14 protein-coding genes, 1 pseudogene and 1 riboswitch are annotated in these 13,396 nt (G+C 69.5%); of the genes and pseudogenes, 8 read left to right on the forward strand and 7 right to left on the reverse strand.

Going from position 1 to position 13,396, the window contains the following annotated elements; translation table 11 throughout:
- The first annotated feature begins 103 nt into the window (after nt 1-103).
- From AB0M62_RS00560 to otsB, 3 genes are all read left to right on the forward strand, one after another.
- The gene (locus AB0M62_RS00560) at nt 104-1,354 is read left to right on the forward strand and encodes an extracellular solute-binding protein (protein ID WP_366071854.1); all 1,251 of its coding nucleotides are present in this window, start codon (nt 104-106) and stop codon (nt 1,352-1,354) included.
- Between the two features lie 47 nt (nt 1,355-1,401).
- Entirely contained in the window at nt 1,402-1,716 is a 315-nt protein-coding gene (locus AB0M62_RS00565) for a DUF3263 domain-containing protein (protein WP_366071855.1), read from the forward strand.
- Nucleotides 1,717-1,783: 67 nt separating this feature from the next.
- Complete coding sequence (otsB, locus tag AB0M62_RS00570) at nt 1,784-2,644, forward strand: trehalose-phosphatase (RefSeq protein ID WP_366071856.1); 861 nt, start codon at nt 1,784-1,786, stop codon at nt 2,642-2,644.
- A gap of 87 nt (nt 2,645-2,731) precedes the next feature.
- Here otsB and AB0M62_RS00575 read toward each other — a convergent pair whose 3' ends face one another.
- Together AB0M62_RS00575 and AB0M62_RS00580 are read right to left on the reverse strand one after the other, a co-directional pair.
- Nucleotides 2,732-4,204 (reverse strand): trehalose-6-phosphate synthase, encoded by a 1,473-nt coding sequence (locus AB0M62_RS00575; RefSeq protein WP_366071857.1) that lies wholly within the window; start codon nt 4,202-4,204, stop codon nt 2,732-2,734.
- A 78-nt stretch (nt 4,205-4,282) separates the two neighbouring features.
- Nucleotides 4,283-5,221, reverse strand: a complete 939-nt coding sequence (locus AB0M62_RS00580; protein WP_366071858.1) for a glucosyl-3-phosphoglycerate synthase — start codon at nt 5,219-5,221, stop codon at nt 4,283-4,285.
- A 185-nt stretch (nt 5,222-5,406) separates the two neighbouring features.
- A riboswitch (SAM riboswitch) is annotated at nt 5,407-5,549 on the forward strand.
- 17 nt (nt 5,550-5,566) lie between these two features.
- On the opposite strand from AB0M62_RS00580, the gene thrC reads away from it, so the two are divergent.
- The 4 genes from thrC to groL all read left to right on the forward strand — a co-directional run bounded on the left by thrC (nt 5,567) and on the right by groL (nt 9,714).
- Nucleotides 5,567-6,868 (forward strand): threonine synthase, encoded by a 1,302-nt coding sequence (gene thrC, locus AB0M62_RS00585; protein ID WP_366071859.1) that lies wholly within the window; start codon nt 5,567-5,569, stop codon nt 6,866-6,868.
- A 41-nt stretch (nt 6,869-6,909) separates the two neighbouring features.
- The gene (locus AB0M62_RS00590; protein ID WP_366071860.1) at nt 6,910-7,185 is read left to right on the forward strand and encodes a MoaD/ThiS family protein; all 276 of its coding nucleotides are present in this window, start codon (nt 6,910-6,912) and stop codon (nt 7,183-7,185) included.
- Nucleotides 7,186-7,562: 377 nt separating this feature from the next.
- Nucleotides 7,563-7,766, forward strand: a complete 204-nt coding sequence (locus tag AB0M62_RS00595; protein ID WP_005315736.1) for a cold-shock protein — start codon at nt 7,563-7,565, stop codon at nt 7,764-7,766.
- A 325-nt stretch (nt 7,767-8,091) separates the two neighbouring features.
- Nucleotides 8,092-9,714, forward strand: coding sequence for a chaperonin GroEL (gene groL, locus AB0M62_RS00600; protein WP_366071861.1), 1,623 nt, complete (start codon nt 8,092-8,094; stop codon nt 9,712-9,714).
- An 80-nt stretch (nt 9,715-9,794) separates the two neighbouring features.
- Here groL and AB0M62_RS00605 read toward each other — a convergent pair whose 3' ends face one another.
- From AB0M62_RS00605 to AB0M62_RS00620, 4 genes are all read right to left on the reverse strand, one after another.
- Entirely contained in the window at nt 9,795-10,211 is a 417-nt protein-coding gene (locus AB0M62_RS00605) for a PIN domain nuclease (RefSeq protein WP_366071862.1), read from the reverse strand.
- The gene (locus AB0M62_RS00610; RefSeq protein ID WP_366071863.1) at nt 10,208-10,417 is read right to left on the reverse strand and encodes a type II toxin-antitoxin system VapB family antitoxin; all 210 of its coding nucleotides are present in this window, start codon (nt 10,415-10,417) and stop codon (nt 10,208-10,210) included. The genes AB0M62_RS00605 and AB0M62_RS00610 overlap by 4 nt, the downstream gene beginning before the upstream one ends.
- Nucleotides 10,418-10,475: 58 nt before the next feature.
- A complete protein-coding gene (locus AB0M62_RS00615; protein ID WP_366071864.1) occupies nt 10,476-10,958 on the reverse strand; it encodes a hypothetical protein in 483 nt (160 codons plus the stop codon).
- 416 nt (nt 10,959-11,374) lie between these two features.
- On the reverse strand, nt 11,375-11,545 hold the full coding sequence (locus AB0M62_RS00620; RefSeq protein WP_366071865.1) for a DUF397 domain-containing protein: 171 nt from the start codon (nt 11,543-11,545) through the stop codon (nt 11,375-11,377).
- Nucleotides 11,546-11,655: 110 nt separating this feature from the next.
- Between AB0M62_RS00620 and AB0M62_RS00625 the strand changes: the two are divergent.
- Nucleotides 11,656-11,840, forward strand: a pseudogene (locus AB0M62_RS00625) (hypothetical protein); the annotation flags it as partial.
- Between the two features lie 23 nt (nt 11,841-11,863).
- On the opposite strand, the gene AB0M62_RS00630 reads toward AB0M62_RS00625, so the two are convergent.
- Nucleotides 11,864-13,291 (reverse strand): PTS transporter subunit EIIC, encoded by a 1,428-nt coding sequence (locus AB0M62_RS00630; RefSeq protein WP_366071866.1) that lies wholly within the window; start codon nt 13,289-13,291, stop codon nt 11,864-11,866.
- Nucleotides 13,292-13,396: the final 105 nt, after the last annotated feature.

The following is a 13,396-nucleotide window of genomic DNA, read 5'->3' on the forward strand; positions in this document are numbered from 1 at the left end:
CCTCAGGCGGTGACCTGGGTGAAGATGCCAGTTCGTAATCACAGGTGGTCACGGGGGCCGGGCTGACAATTGAGGGTGGGATAGCGCTGTGCAGCGTCGCTTCTTGGGTCTGACAGCGGCCGGAGCCGCACTGGGCATAACGGCGACGCTGACCGGCTGCGGCAGCCTCGGCAGCTCCGACGAGGTCACCCTCAAGGTGGTCGCGGCGGACTACGGGGACAATCCCGGCAACAGTTCCAAGACGTACTGGAAGAACCTCGCCCAGACCTTCGAGGCCGAGAACCCCGGTATCAAGGTCGACGTCAGCGTCTACTCCTGGGAGGACGTGGACGCCAAGGTCGCCGGGATGGTCAAGGCCGGCGAGGCGCCCGACGTCGCACAGATCGGCGCCTACGCCGACTACGCCGCCGACGACAAGCTCTACAGCGCGGACGAGCTGCTCTCCGTGGCCACCCAGGCCGACTTCCTTCGCCCGCTCGCGGAAGCCGGCCAGGTGCGGCGCGTCCAGTACGGCCTGCCGTTCGTCGCCAGCACGCGGCTGCTCTTCTACAACACGGAGCTCTTCGACGAGGCCGGCATCAAGAGCCCGCCGACGACCTGGGGCGAGCTGCAACGCGACGCCAAGAAGCTCCGGGGCGTCGCGAAGTACCCGTTCGCGCTGCCGCTGGGCAAGGAAGAAGCCCAGGCCGAGACCATGATGTGGCTGCTCAGCGGAGGTGGCGGCTACACCGACGCCGACGACGCGTACACGATCGACTCCACCGAGAACATCAAGACGCTCAAATGGCTGAAGAACGAACTCGTCGGTGAGGGCCTCACCGGTCCGGTTGCCCCCGGGAAGCTCAACCGGCAGGAGGCGTTCGACGCGTTCTCGCGCGGCGAGGTCGGCATGCTCAACGGACACCCGACGCTGATGAAGCAGGCCGAGGCGAAGGGCGTGAAGTTCGCCATGGTGCCGATGCCCGGCGCCCAGGGCAACGAGCAGGCGGCGATGGGCGTCGCCGACTGGATCATGGCGTTCAAGAACAACGGCCACCGGGTGGAGGCCGGTAAGTTCCTCGACTTCGTCTACGCCGAGCAGAACGTCACGAAGTTCACCAACCAGTACGGTCTGCTGCCCGTCACCACGAGCGGCTCCCGCGCGATGGCGGAGACCCCGGGCAACGACGACCTGAAGAAGTTCCTGGAGGCCTTGCCGACCTCGAAGCTCTACCCGGTGGGCAAGAAGTCCTGGGCGAAGGTCAGCGAGAACGTCAAGCTGCGGATCGGCAAGGCCGTCACTCCCAACGGCAGTCCGGAAAGCGTCCTGACCCAGATCAGCCAGGAGGCGGGGGCGGCGGAGAGCGCCGAGTAGCGCCGGGCAGCGCGGGGTTGGAGCGGGGGCGCGATTATGTTGGTCATATGACTGACGACGGTCGTGAGCAGCCCCCGGCCCAGGCCACGCCCCCTGCCCAGGCCACGCCCCCTGCCTCGGCCGAGCCCCTGGCTCCGCCCGCGCTCTCCGAGCGCGCCCGGGCGGTGCTCGCCGTCGAGCACCGGGCGTGGCCCGGTCCCGGCGCCAAGGAGCGGGCGATCAGGGAGCAGCTGGGTATCTCGCCGACGCGCTACTACCAGTTGCTCAATGCCCTGCTCGACGATCCCCGTGCGCTGGCCCACGATCCGGTGACGGTCAACCGCCTCCGCCGTATCAGGGCGGCCCAGCGTGAGCGCCGCTGAGGATTCCGCAAGCCAGTGAGGACGTACGCCCCTCACGGAGCCGTCCGCCGCCGGTAGGGTCGTAGGCATGGGCAGCCAACCGCACAGCCTGCCGACGCCGGTCACCGATGCCGGGCGTGAGGGCCTCGACGCACTGCTGCGTGAGCCGCGGCGTGCCGTCATCGGCCTCGACTTCGACGGCACGCTCGCCGACATCGTCCCCGACCCGGAACAGGCCCGCGCCCATCCCGGCGCGGTCCCGGCCCTCTCCGCGCTCGCGCCGTGCGTCGGGTCGGTCGCGGTGATCACTGGACGGCCGGCCGGTGTCGCCGTCCGGTACGGCGGCTTCGCCGGAGTACCGGGCCTCGAACATCTCGTGGTCCTCGGCCACTACGGGGCGGAACGCTGGGACGCCGTCAGCGGTACGGTGCGCGCCCCCGCGCCGCACCCCGGCGTGGCCGCGGCGCGGGCCGAGCTCCCCGGCTTCCTGGAGTCCATCGGCGCCTGGCGGGGCACCTGGATCGAGGAGAAGGGCCAGGCGGTCGCGGTCCACACCCGCCGTGCCTCCGACCCTCAGGCGGCGTTCGAGGCCCTGCGGGAACCGCTCGCCGCGCTCGCCACCCGCCACGGCCTCCTGCTGGAACCGGGCCGCGCGGTGCTGGAACTGCGGCCCCCCGGCATGGACAAGGGTGTGGCGCTCGCCGAGTACGTGCGTGAGGTGGAGGCCGGGTCCGTCCTCTACGCGGGCGACGACCTGGGCGACCTCGCCGCGTTCGCGGCGGTCGAGAAGCTCCGCTCGGACGGCGTACCGGGCCTGCTGGTATGCAGCGGCAGCGGCGAAGTGCCGGAACTGGCGGAGCGGGCCGACCTCCTGGTGCCGGGGCCCTCCGCGGTGGTCGACTTCCTGTCCGGGCTGGCGCAGGTGCTCCCTCCGCCGGCGGCAGCCTGACGCCCGAGCCCGACACCTGAGCCTGGTGCCCGACGCCCGGGCCCGACGCGCGCGGGGCGGCGCCGGTTGGTGAGGGCCGCCACCGGGTCAGTCCGTCAGGGCGTGGAGCTGGTCCAGGAACCATTGCTGCGGGGGCAGGGCCGTCGCCGCGGCCGCCAGGCGCTTGGTGCGCTCCGCCCGTTCGGCGTCCGGCATCGTCAGCGCCTCGTGCAGCGCCTCCGCCGTGCCCAGGACGTCGTAGGGGTTGACGACGATCGACTCGTCGCCCAGCTCCTCGTACGCCCCCGCCTCCCGCGACAGGACCAGCGCACAGCCCTCGTCCGAGACGACCGGGATCTCCTTCGCGACCAGGTTCATGCCGTCGCGGATCGGGTTGACCAGGGCCACGTCCGCCAGCCGGTACGCCGCCAGGGAGCGCGCGAAGTCGTCCTTGACGTGGAGGATCACCGGCGTCCAGCCAGCCGTGCCGAACTCCGCGTTGATCTCGTCCGAGACGCGCTGGACCTCCGCCGTGTACGTCCGGTACACCTCGAGGTCCTGGCGCGAGGGGTAGGCGAAGGCGACATGCACGACCCGTTCCCGCCACTCCGGGCGGTCCGCCAGCAGCTGCCGGTAGGCGAGCAGCCCGCGCACGATGTTCTTCGACAGTTCCGTCCGGTCGACGCGGACGACGGTCTTGCGGCCGGGGCCGATCTGCTCACGCAGCGCCGCCATCCGCTCGTCCACGTCCGGCCGGTGCGCACGCTCGCGCAGGAAGTCGGCGTCGGCGCCGAGCCCGTGCACCCCGATCCACGTCTTGTGCGCCCGCCCCGGCTCGAACGACACGAGGCTGGGCGTGTCGTCCTTGGGCCACTGGACCAGGCAGTCCGGGCCAAGGATCCGCTGGCAGCATTGCATGAACGCCTGCGCCCACCGGAGGGTGAGGAACCCCGCCCGGTCCGCGCCCAGGATGCCGTGGAGCAGCTTTTCGGCGATGTCGTCCGGGAGCATCCGGAAGTACTCCACCGGCGCCCACGGTGTGTGCGAGAAGTGGCCGATCCGCACGTCGGGGCGGCGCTCGCGGAGCATCCCGGGTACCAGGGCGAGGTGGTAATCCTGCACCAGGACGGCCGCGCCCTCCGCCGCCTCCTCGGCGAGCGCGTCCGCGAAGGCCGTGTTGTACGCCTCGTAAGCCGCCCACTGCGACCGGAACTCCGCGCCGAACACGGGCTCCAGCGGGGTCTGGTAGAGCAGATGGTGGATAAACCAAAGCGTGGAGTTGGCGACCCCGTTGTACGCGTCGGTGTAGACGCCGGGATTGATGTCCAGCATCCGGACGCTCTGTCCGCCGGTGTCGGCCGGGTCGAGGGACCCGCCGGTGCGGCGAGCGGCCTCCCGGTCGCCGTCTCCGAGGGCCGCGCAGACCCACACCGCCTCTGTCTCCGGGCCGATGGACGACAGGCCGGAGACGAGCCCGCCGCCGCCGCGCCTGGCGACGAGCGAGCCGTCCTCACCTAGCGCGTACGACACCGGGCCGCGGTTGGAGGCGACAAGGACCTGGGCACCGAGCAGGGAAGCCATGACGCGAACCTAGCCCGTCACGGAAACGCTCAAACGTACGGAAGAGGACACTTACACCGCGCTCCCCACGCCGCGCCCCTATGCGGCGCGCCGCGCCGCGTACTCGCGGATGTCCAGCATCGGCGGCCGCTCCTCGGTGTCCACGGCGTGAGTCTGCGGTACGAACCCCTCCGCACCCCGCTCGAACTGGGTGAGCGCCGGCCGCACCAGATGTCCGCGTGAGAGCCGCAGCTGCGCGGTCCGGTAGATCGCTGCCGCCATCCGGCCGAGCGCCTGCCCGTCCTGATGGCGGTGGACGCGTTCGCCGACGTCCACCTGCGCCATCGCGTCCAGGCCCACGGTGTGCAGCGAGTCGACGAGCAGACCCAGCTCCACGCCGTATCCGACCGGGAAGGGCAGCCGCTCCAGCAGCGAGCGCCGCGCCGCGTACTCGCCCCCCAGCGGCTGCACGAACCCGGCCAGCTGGGGCCAGTGCAGGTTCAGCAGGGGCCGGGCCACGAGCTCCGTCACCCGCCCGCCCTGGCCCGCGGCGCCGGCCAGCGGCCGGTCGTACATCGCCTTCACGAACTGCACGTCCGGATCGGTGAGGAGCGGCCCGACGATCCCGGACACGAAGTCCGCGGAGAAGTCCTTCAGGTCGGCGTCGACGAAGCAGACGAGGTCGCCACCGGTCACCAGCAGCGAGCGCCACAGCACCTCGCCCTTGCCGGGCACGGCGGGCAGCCGCGGCAGGATCGTGTCGCGGTGTACGACCCGCGCGCCGGCCGCAGCCGCCACCTCGGCGGTGCGGTCGGTCGAACCGGAGTCGACGACCACCAGTTCGTCGACGAGCGGGACGGCCTCCATCAGCTCGCGGCGGATCACGGCGACGATGTCGCCGACGGTCTCCTGCTCGTTGAGCGCGGGCAGTACCACGCTCACCGCGGTGCCACGCTTGGCCGCGATGAGCTGGTCGAGCGGGCGGTCGGCGGCGGACCAGGAACGCCGGCGCAGCCAGCGTTCCACCTCTTCCAGCACGTGCGCGTCTCCTTGACCGTATGAGTCGTATGAGCCGGCCCGGTGAACCGTTGATCCATCTCGCGGTTCGGACGACTGTCTCAACCGTCCGGGCCTTCGGTTACAGTCTTGAACAACGCGGACGACCCTCGCATGCCGGGGGTCGATACGCACACAAACGCCTGGGCCCGTGCCCAGTGCCATACCGCTCATCCAGAGGGGCAGAGGGAAACGGCCCGTTGAAGCCCCGGCAACCCTCCAGTCGGTCTCGCATATCACCGCGAGGCTCCCGGCTAGGGAAGGTGCCAATTCCGTCTCGTGGCGAAGTGCGCCACGGGGAAGATGAGGAGAAAGGGCCTCGCCTCCATGGCTGTGCAGACTGTTGCAAACAACACCGATTCCGCGGACTCCGCGAACGCTGTCGACCTCGGGCCCGCTGCAGCCCTCTCCTGCCGCGAATGCGGTGAGCGTTTCGGACTCGGACCGATCTTCGCCTGTTCGTCGTGTTTCGGGCCGCTCGAAGTGGCTTACGAACTGCCGAGCGGCGACCCCGATGCCCTGCGCAAGCGGATCGAGGCCGGACCCGACAACATCTGGCGCTACGCGCCGCTGCTGCCCGTTCCCGCCGACGTGGCCGGGAAGCCGAACCTCAACCCCGGCTTCACCAAGCTCGTCAAGGCCGACAACCTGGCCCGCGCACTGGGCGTGACCGGCGGCCTGTACGTCAAGGACGACTCCGGCAACCCGACGCACTCCTTCAAGGACCGTGTCGTCGCCATCGCCGTCGAAGCCGCCCGCGCCTTCGGCTTCACCACCCTGTCCTGCTCCTCCACGGGCAACCTGGCCGGTGCCGTCGGCGCCGCCGCCGCCCGGTCGGGCTTCCGCTCCTGCGTGTTCATCCCGAACGACCTGGAGGCCGGCAAGGTCGTCATGGCCGCGGTGTACGGGGGCGACCTGGTCGGCATCGAGGGCAACTACGACGACGTCAACCGCTTCTGCTCCGAACTCATCGGCGACCCGCTGGGCGAGGGCTGGGGGTTCGTGAACGTCAACCTCCGCCCGTACTACGGCGAGGGCTCCAAGACCCTGGCGTACGAGATCTGCGAGCAGCTCGGCTGGCAGCTGCCCGACCAGCTCGTGATCCCGATCGCCTCCGGCTCGCAGCTCACGAAGATCGACAAGGGGCTGAAGGAGCTCATCGCGCTGGGCCTCGTCGAGGACAAGCCGTACAAGATCTTCGGCGCCCAGGCAGAGGGCTGCTCCCCGGTCTCAGCCGCCTTCAAGGCCGGTCACGACGTGGTCCGCCCGGTCAAGCCGGACACCATCGCCAAGTCGCTCGCCATCGGCAACCCGGCCGACGGCCCGTATGTCCTGGACATCGCCCGCCGCACGGGTGGCGCGGTCGAGGACGTCGACGACACGCGGATCGTCGAGGCCATCAAGCTGCTGGCGCAGACGGAGGGCATCTTCGCGGAGACGGCGGGTGGCGTGACCGTCGGCGTCACCAGGAAGCTGATCGAGAACGGTCTGCTCGACCCGGCCCTCACCACCGTCGTCCTCAACACCGGCGACGGCCTGAAGACGCTGGACGCAGTCGCGCCGACCACCGGACCGACCGCGACGATCCGCCCGAGCCTGGACGCGTTCCGCGCCGCCGGCCTGGCCTGAGTCCCCGCCCGTAGCCCCTGCTTCCCGGAAGGCAGCACCGTATGAGCGTCAATGTCCGTATCCCGACCATCCTCCGCACCTACACGGGCGGCAAGGCCGAGGTCCCGGCGGAGGGCGCGACCCTCGCCGAGGTCATCGAGTCCCTGGAGAAGAACCACCCGGGCATTGCCGCGCGTGTGCTGGACGACCAGGGCAAGCTGCGCCGCTTCGTGAACGTGTACGTCAACGACGACGACGTCCGCTTCGAGGGCGGCCTCGCGACGGCGACCCCCGAGGGGGCCGGCGTCTCGATCATTCCGGCCGTCGCCGGAGGCTGATCGCACTCGGCGTTACCTGAATTGCCCCCTCCGCAATAGAAGCGGAGGGGGCAATTCTGCATGATTGAGCGCGGTAGAGTTGGGGAAGTCCCCCTCGCTGTTTGTGCCCCGTGCATATGAGAACGCGACAAGGTGGGGTCAAAGTGTTCGTGGCGATTGCGGCATAGATTCCCCTATGTCCGGCCCGACTTGCCCTGGAATATGGGGAATTCACCGCATTTAAGTGTTCAGCCGTGCCCAGAATTCTCGTCGGATTGACCTGTTGCAGACAGCGCATGAGCAGATACATTCAGCCGCGGTCGACGCGTTCCGGCGAGGTCAGACCCGGGTCCGCGAAGTGCGGGTCTGTGCAAGGGCCAGTAATAGGGGAGTTAGGCATGGCTCAGGGCACCGTCAAGTGGTTCAACGCGGAGAAGGGGTACGGCTTCATCGCGGTCGACGGTGGTGCGGATGTTTTCGTCCACTACAGCGCGATCCAGATGGACGGCTACCGCACCCTGGAAGAAGGTCAGCGAGTCGAGTTCGAGATCTCGCAGGGCCAGAAGGGTCCGCAGGCGGACATGGTCAAGCTCGCCGTCTGATCTCGGCGCGACCGGCCACCGACGCACTCACGCCGAGGGGCCCGTATCCCACCAGGGATACGGGCCCCTCGTGCGTCCGGGGTGCGTCCACGACCCGCGCGGGGCGCGGGCGCGCCACTTCGGGACTACTCCGGAGTCGCTTGCACTCTCGGGGGTCGAGTGCTAATCATTGCGTTAGCACTCTCCCAGTGAGAGTGACAAGAAGGACCGGGTCGGCGAGGCCCGCAGGCCGGGCGGGGCAAGGATCCGTCAGGCAGGCTGGCCGTCCGTCGCGGGCGCCACGCGGTCCGGAGCAATCCACCCCAGTCCGGGAGGACCACTTCACATGGCCAAGATCATCGCGTTCGACGAGGAGGCACGGCGCGGTCTCGAGCGCGGGATGAACCAGCTCGCCGACGCCGTCAAGGTCACCCTCGGCCCCAAGGGCCGCAACGTCGTCCTCGAGAAGAAGTGGGGCGCCCCCACGATCACCAACGATGGTGTTTCCATCGCCAAGGAGATCGAGCTCGAGGACCCGTACGAGAAGATCGGCGCCGAGCTGGTCAAGGAAGTCGCCAAGAAGACGGACGACGTCGCCGGTGACGGAACCACGACCGCCACGGTGCTGGCTCAGGCGCTCGTCCGCGAGGGCCTGCGCAACGTCGCCGCCGGCGCCAACCCGATGGCTCTCAAGCGCGGCATCGAGAAGGCCGTCGAGGCCGTCTCCGGTGCGCTGCTGGAGCAGGCCAAGGACGTGGAGACCAAGGAGCAGATCGCTTCGACCGCCTCCATCTCCGCCGCCGACACCCAGATCGGCGAGCTCATCGCCGAGGCGATGGACAAGGTCGGCAAGGAAGGCGTCATCACCGTCGAGGAGTCCCAGACCTTCGGTCTGGAGCTGGAGCTCACCGAGGGTATGCGCTTCGACAAGGGCTACATCTCGGCGTACTTCGCCACCGACATGGAGCGTATGGAGGCGTCGCTCGACGACCCGTACATCCTGATCGTCAACTCGAAGATCAGCTCGGTCAAGGACCTGCTGCCGCTCCTCGAGAAGGTCATGCAGTCCGGCAAGCCGCTGCTGATCATCGCCGAGGACGTCGAGGGCGAGGCCCTGTCGACCCTGGTCGTCAACAAGATCCGTGGCACCTTCAAGTCCGTTGCCGTCAAGGCTCCGGGCTTCGGTGACCGCCGCAAGGCGATGCTCAACGACATCGCCATCCTCACCGGTGGCACGGTCATCTCCGAGGAGGTCGGTCTCAAGCTCGAGAACGCCGGCCTGGAGCTGCTCGGCCACGCCCGCAAGGTCGTCGTCACCAAGGACGAGACGACGATCGTCGACGGTGCCGGTGAGAGCGAGCAGGTTGCCGGTCGCGTCAACCAGATCCGTGCCGAGATCGAGAACTCCGACTCGGACTACGACCGCGAGAAGCTCCAGGAGCGCCTCGCGAAGCTGGCCGGCGGCGTGGCCGTCATCAAGGCCGGCGCCGCGACCGAGGTCGAGCTCAAGGAGCGCAAGCACCGCATCGAGGACGCGGTGCGCAACGCCAAGGCCGCCGTCGAGGAGGGCATCGTCGCCGGTGGTGGCGTGGCTCTGATCCAGGCTTCCGCCGTCTTCGAGAAGCTCGAGCTCGACGGTGACGAGGCGACCGGCGCCAACGCCGTGCGCCTGGCCCTGGAGGCCCCGCTCAAGCAGATCGCCGTCAACGGTGGTCTCGAGGGTGGCGTCGTCGTGGAGAAGGTCCGCAATCTCCCGATCGGCCACGGCCTGAACGCCGCGACCGGCGAGTACGTCGACATGATCGCCGAGGGCATCATCGACCCGGCGAAGGTCACGCGCTCCGCGCTGCAGAACGCGGCCTCCATCGCCGCGCTGTTCCTCACCACCGAGGCTGTCATCGCGGACAAGCCCGAGAAGGCCGGTGCCCCCGCGGGCGGCGGCATGCCGGGCGGTGACATGGACTTCTGATCGGCCATTGGTTGATCAACCGTCCTGAGCACGTACGCAGGGGCGGCACCCTCCTCCCAGGGGGTGCCGCCCCTGCGGCGTCAGTCGGCAGTGCCCGGGGGCACGACCCATTCGGTCGCTTGGCCGGTGATGGCCGCGATCTGGTCGTAGTCCCCGTCGTAATGCAGGACGATCGCGTCATGACGTGCGGCCGTCGCCGCGATGAGGAGATCCGCCGTGGAAAGCGCCCGATGGTTGCCTTTCCTGATTGCAGCGGCCTGGGTGGACAGTGCCGCGTCCCAGACCTCGTCCGGCATGGGCAGACGGTCGAACCAGCGAAGCTGCTCGACCATCCGAGCGGCCTCCACCGAGTTGCGTGCGCTGTAGAGGACTTCGATCTCGACCGCCCCGCACACAGCCAATAGACCGAGGTCGGAGAGTTCGTCGAGACGCTTGGCGGCTGCGGGACGACGCCAGCGGGCCATGGCCGACTTGTCGATCAGGTACATGCGCGTCACGCGGCGCCCTGGTTTCCCTCGTCCCGTGAATCGTGCGTGAGGTCGTACTCGCCGCTCTTGATCGCCGCGGCGAACTCACGGCGCTTGGCCCGCCCGACTTCTGCTGCGAGGGCGGCCCGGATGGTTGCCACCTTCGTGGTGGTGCCGAGGAGCTTGGCGGCTTCGGCGATCAGTTCATCATCGATGTCGACGACTGTACGAGCCATGACCGGCCCCCTCTCATGGGAATCACGGCACTACAAGTATATCGTTCAGATTCTGGAATTATGCATGGGCGGTTCGGGCCGCATTGCGGATGCGGTGGGCGTGGGCTTGGACCTCGGCCGGGGTCAGGGCGCCGTCCCGGCGGGGCGGGGGCTCGTGGCGGCAGTCGCGGCAGAGGCCGTCCACCAGGGCTTCCGGGCGGCCTGGGGCGCGGCAGTCCGTGCATTCAAGGATGCGGAGAGGCGCGGGCTTCGGAACGGATACCTGCTTCGGGCGCCGCGGGGGGAGTTTGGTGGTCAGTCGGGTGCGGGCGATGCCGGCCGGGTGGTGGACCGATACGGGCAGGCCGGCGGTCAGAGCGTGCAGCAGCTCCGCGGCGGTCGCGCCCCGGGCCAGCCACTCGGCGGCCAGAGGTTCCAGGGCGGTGCAGTCCGCGGACGAGAGCGACATGGCGGGTGCGGTGCGGCCCAGCGAGGCGAGGACCGCGTACGCCCGGCCGCGCTGCGGCGGCCCTTGCTCGGGAGGGGGCCGCTCCTGGGGCACTTCGCCGGTTGTAAAGGCTTTCCCCGGTCGATGTACGCGGCGATGGAGGCCTCCCGACGCGGGAGGTGCGCGAACTCGTCCGGGCGGTGAGGACGTTGGTCGGGCGCGTTGCGCTTGCCGTAACCCGGATTGGCGAGGGGATGTGCGGGCGCGTGCGGGGCAGCACTAAGCTGGGCTACAGCCATGAGATCGGTCCTAGTTCGATCTTGATGGTCAAACCCCCGCCTGGTGCTGCTAACACCGGTGCGGGGGTTGTTCGTTATGCGGGCACGCTAGACCGCCGCAATGCTTTGTGGCAAGCCGGTCACGCCAAGGCATCCGCGCTGGTATACGCGGGAGTTGGGTGGGTGGGTGGTACCCACCGCCCATTCCACTGAAAGAGGGCTCGGACTCCGGGGCTTGAGCCCCGGGCGGGATCAGGGCTTTGTGAGCTGGCCGTTCTTCACCCCCGAGACGAACGCGGACCACGCGCCGGCCCGGAACACGAGCGCCGGGCCGAGCAGGGCTTTCGAGTCCCGGACGGGAACGATGCCGGTGAGCTTGGCGGCGACCTCGACGCAGTTGCCGCCAGTGGGTCCAAGACTCACTCATGCACACTGGTGAGGAACGGTTGTTGGACCCTCACTCCTGGCCAGGTTAGCCCGGAGTAGACACTCTGTGTAGGCGATTCGACTACTCAGCGTGGAGGGCACTGGAGATGACCGAGAGAGTGCGGGCGGCGCAGGAGGCCACCGAGCAACTGCGGGCCGGACTGGCGGCGGTGGCGTCACCCTGCCGTCGCTGCGGCTGGACCCGGTGTCCAGCGCGGGCCACGAACCCGCGCCGCTCATCGACCTCGGCCGGTGCAACCTGACCACCGCCCGCCGGCTCGCCGCCGTACTCGCTGCGGGTCCGGGTGGCCGAGCTCAACCGCGAGAGTTCGTCTCCGCGTTCAGGTCCAGCAGCATCCGCTTGCTGAACCCGAAGAAGTACGTCGCGACGAACCCGGCCGCGTACCCGGCCAGCAAGCCCATCGCATAGACCGCGATCGTCGTGCCCATGCCCTGGCCACCGGCGAGCAGGGGAAACAGCGCCCAGCCGGAGGGGCCGATCGCCGTGGAGCCGACCGTTTCACCCAGCTGGTTGACCAGGCCGACGAAGCCGCCGCCGAACGCGCCGCCGATGCATGCCGTGACGAACGGGCGGCCGAGGGGGAGCGAGACGCCGTAGATGAGGGGTTCGCCCACGCCCAGGAAGCCGGCCGGGAGCGCCGATTTGATCGTCGCCCGGATGGACGTGTTGTTCCGCAGGCGGAAGAAGACCGCTGCCGCCGCACCGACCTGGCCCGCTCCGGCCATGGCGAGGATCGGCAGGAGGACGGTGTGGCCCTGCTGCTCGATGAGTGTGGTGTGGATCGGGATCAGGGCCTGGTGGAGCCCCAGCATGACGAGCGGGAGGAACAGGCCGCCGAGGACGAAGCCCGCGAACGCGCCGCCCGTCGCCAGCAGCCAGTGGGCGAAGTCGCCGATCGCGGTGGAGACCTCACCGGCGACGAACATCAGACCGAAGACGGTGACCAGGCCGGAGCCGAGGACCGTGAGGGTCGGAGTGACCAGTACGTCCAGGGCGCCGGGGACCCGGCGTCGGCAGGCCTTCTCGATGTACACGGCGAGGAGTGCGGCGGCGAGAGCGCCGAGGACGCCGCCCTGGCCGGGGGAGAGCTGCCGGCCGAACGCGGTGACGTTCGCGACGCCGGGGAACACGATGATCGCGGCGACCGCGCCGCCCAGGATCGGTGTGCCGCCGAACTCCTTCGCCGTGTTGTGGCCGACGAACACCGCGATCAGCGACATGAAGCCGGACGCGAGGACCGTGAGCGCGGGCACCAGGCCGGGGGCCCAGCCGAGGTTCCTGAGGAGACCGCCGAGACCCGCGATGATGCCGCAGCCGATGAGGGCCGGGATGAGCGGGACGAAGATGTTCGCGATCCGCCGCAGGAGGAGCTTGAGCGGGGTGGCGTTCCTGGTCCGGTGGGTCGCCCTGAGCGCGGCTCCCTGCTCGGCGAGAGTCTCGGCGGTCACCGGGACCGAGGCGAGCAGGGACTCGAACTCCGGGGTCACCCGGGCGACCGTGCCCGGGCCCAGCACGATCTGGTAAGTGTCGTCCTCGACCACGCCCAGGACCGCGGGCAGGGCCCTCAGCGCCTCCTCCTGGACCAGTGAACGGTCGCGCAGACCGAGCCGGAGCCGGGTCATGCAGTGAGCGACGGAGGTGACGTTGGACGCGCCGCCGACGAGGGGGAGGAGCGCGGCTGCGGTGTTGCGGTGGGTGTCTGCTGCCCTGTCAGATGCCATGGGGCGATCCTGCGCGGGGCGCGTGCGTGCGGTGGCCGACGCGCCGGACGGGCCGGACCGAAGCCGCCGTACGTCCGCTGTTCGCGCTACTGCTCCAGCTACGCC

This window comes from Streptomyces sp. NPDC051219, from assembly GCF_040682335.1.
Taxonomy (GTDB): domain Bacteria; phylum Actinomycetota; class Actinomycetes; order Streptomycetales; family Streptomycetaceae; genus Streptomyces.

Bases quoted from the DNA above. Each gene is read 5' to 3' on its own strand.
- AB0M62_RS00630 (WP_366071866.1), bottom strand. From the start codon at position 13,291: ATGGCATCTGACAGGGCAGCAGACACCCACCGCAACACCGCAGCCGCG.
- AB0M62_RS00575 (WP_366071857.1), bottom strand. From the start codon at position 4,204: ATGGCTTCCCTGCTCGGTGCCCAGGTCCTTGTCGCCTCCAACCGCGGC.
- AB0M62_RS00610 (WP_366071863.1), bottom strand. From the start codon at position 10,417: ATGGCTCGTACAGTCGTCGACATCGATGATGAACTGATCGCCGAAGCC.
- AB0M62_RS00590 (WP_366071860.1), top strand. From the start codon at position 6,910: ATGAGCGTCAATGTCCGTATCCCGACCATCCTCCGCACCTACACGGGC.
- AB0M62_RS00565 (WP_366071855.1), top strand. From the start codon at position 1,402: ATGACTGACGACGGTCGTGAGCAGCCCCCGGCCCAGGCCACGCCCCCT.
- otsB (WP_366071856.1), top strand. From the start codon at position 1,784: ATGGGCAGCCAACCGCACAGCCTGCCGACGCCGGTCACCGATGCCGGG.
- thrC (WP_366071859.1), top strand. From the start codon at position 5,567: ATGGCTGTGCAGACTGTTGCAAACAACACCGATTCCGCGGACTCCGCG.
- groL (WP_366071861.1), top strand. From the start codon at position 8,092: ATGGCCAAGATCATCGCGTTCGACGAGGAGGCACGGCGCGGTCTCGAG.
- AB0M62_RS00595 (WP_005315736.1), top strand. From the start codon at position 7,563: ATGGCTCAGGGCACCGTCAAGTGGTTCAACGCGGAGAAGGGGTACGGC.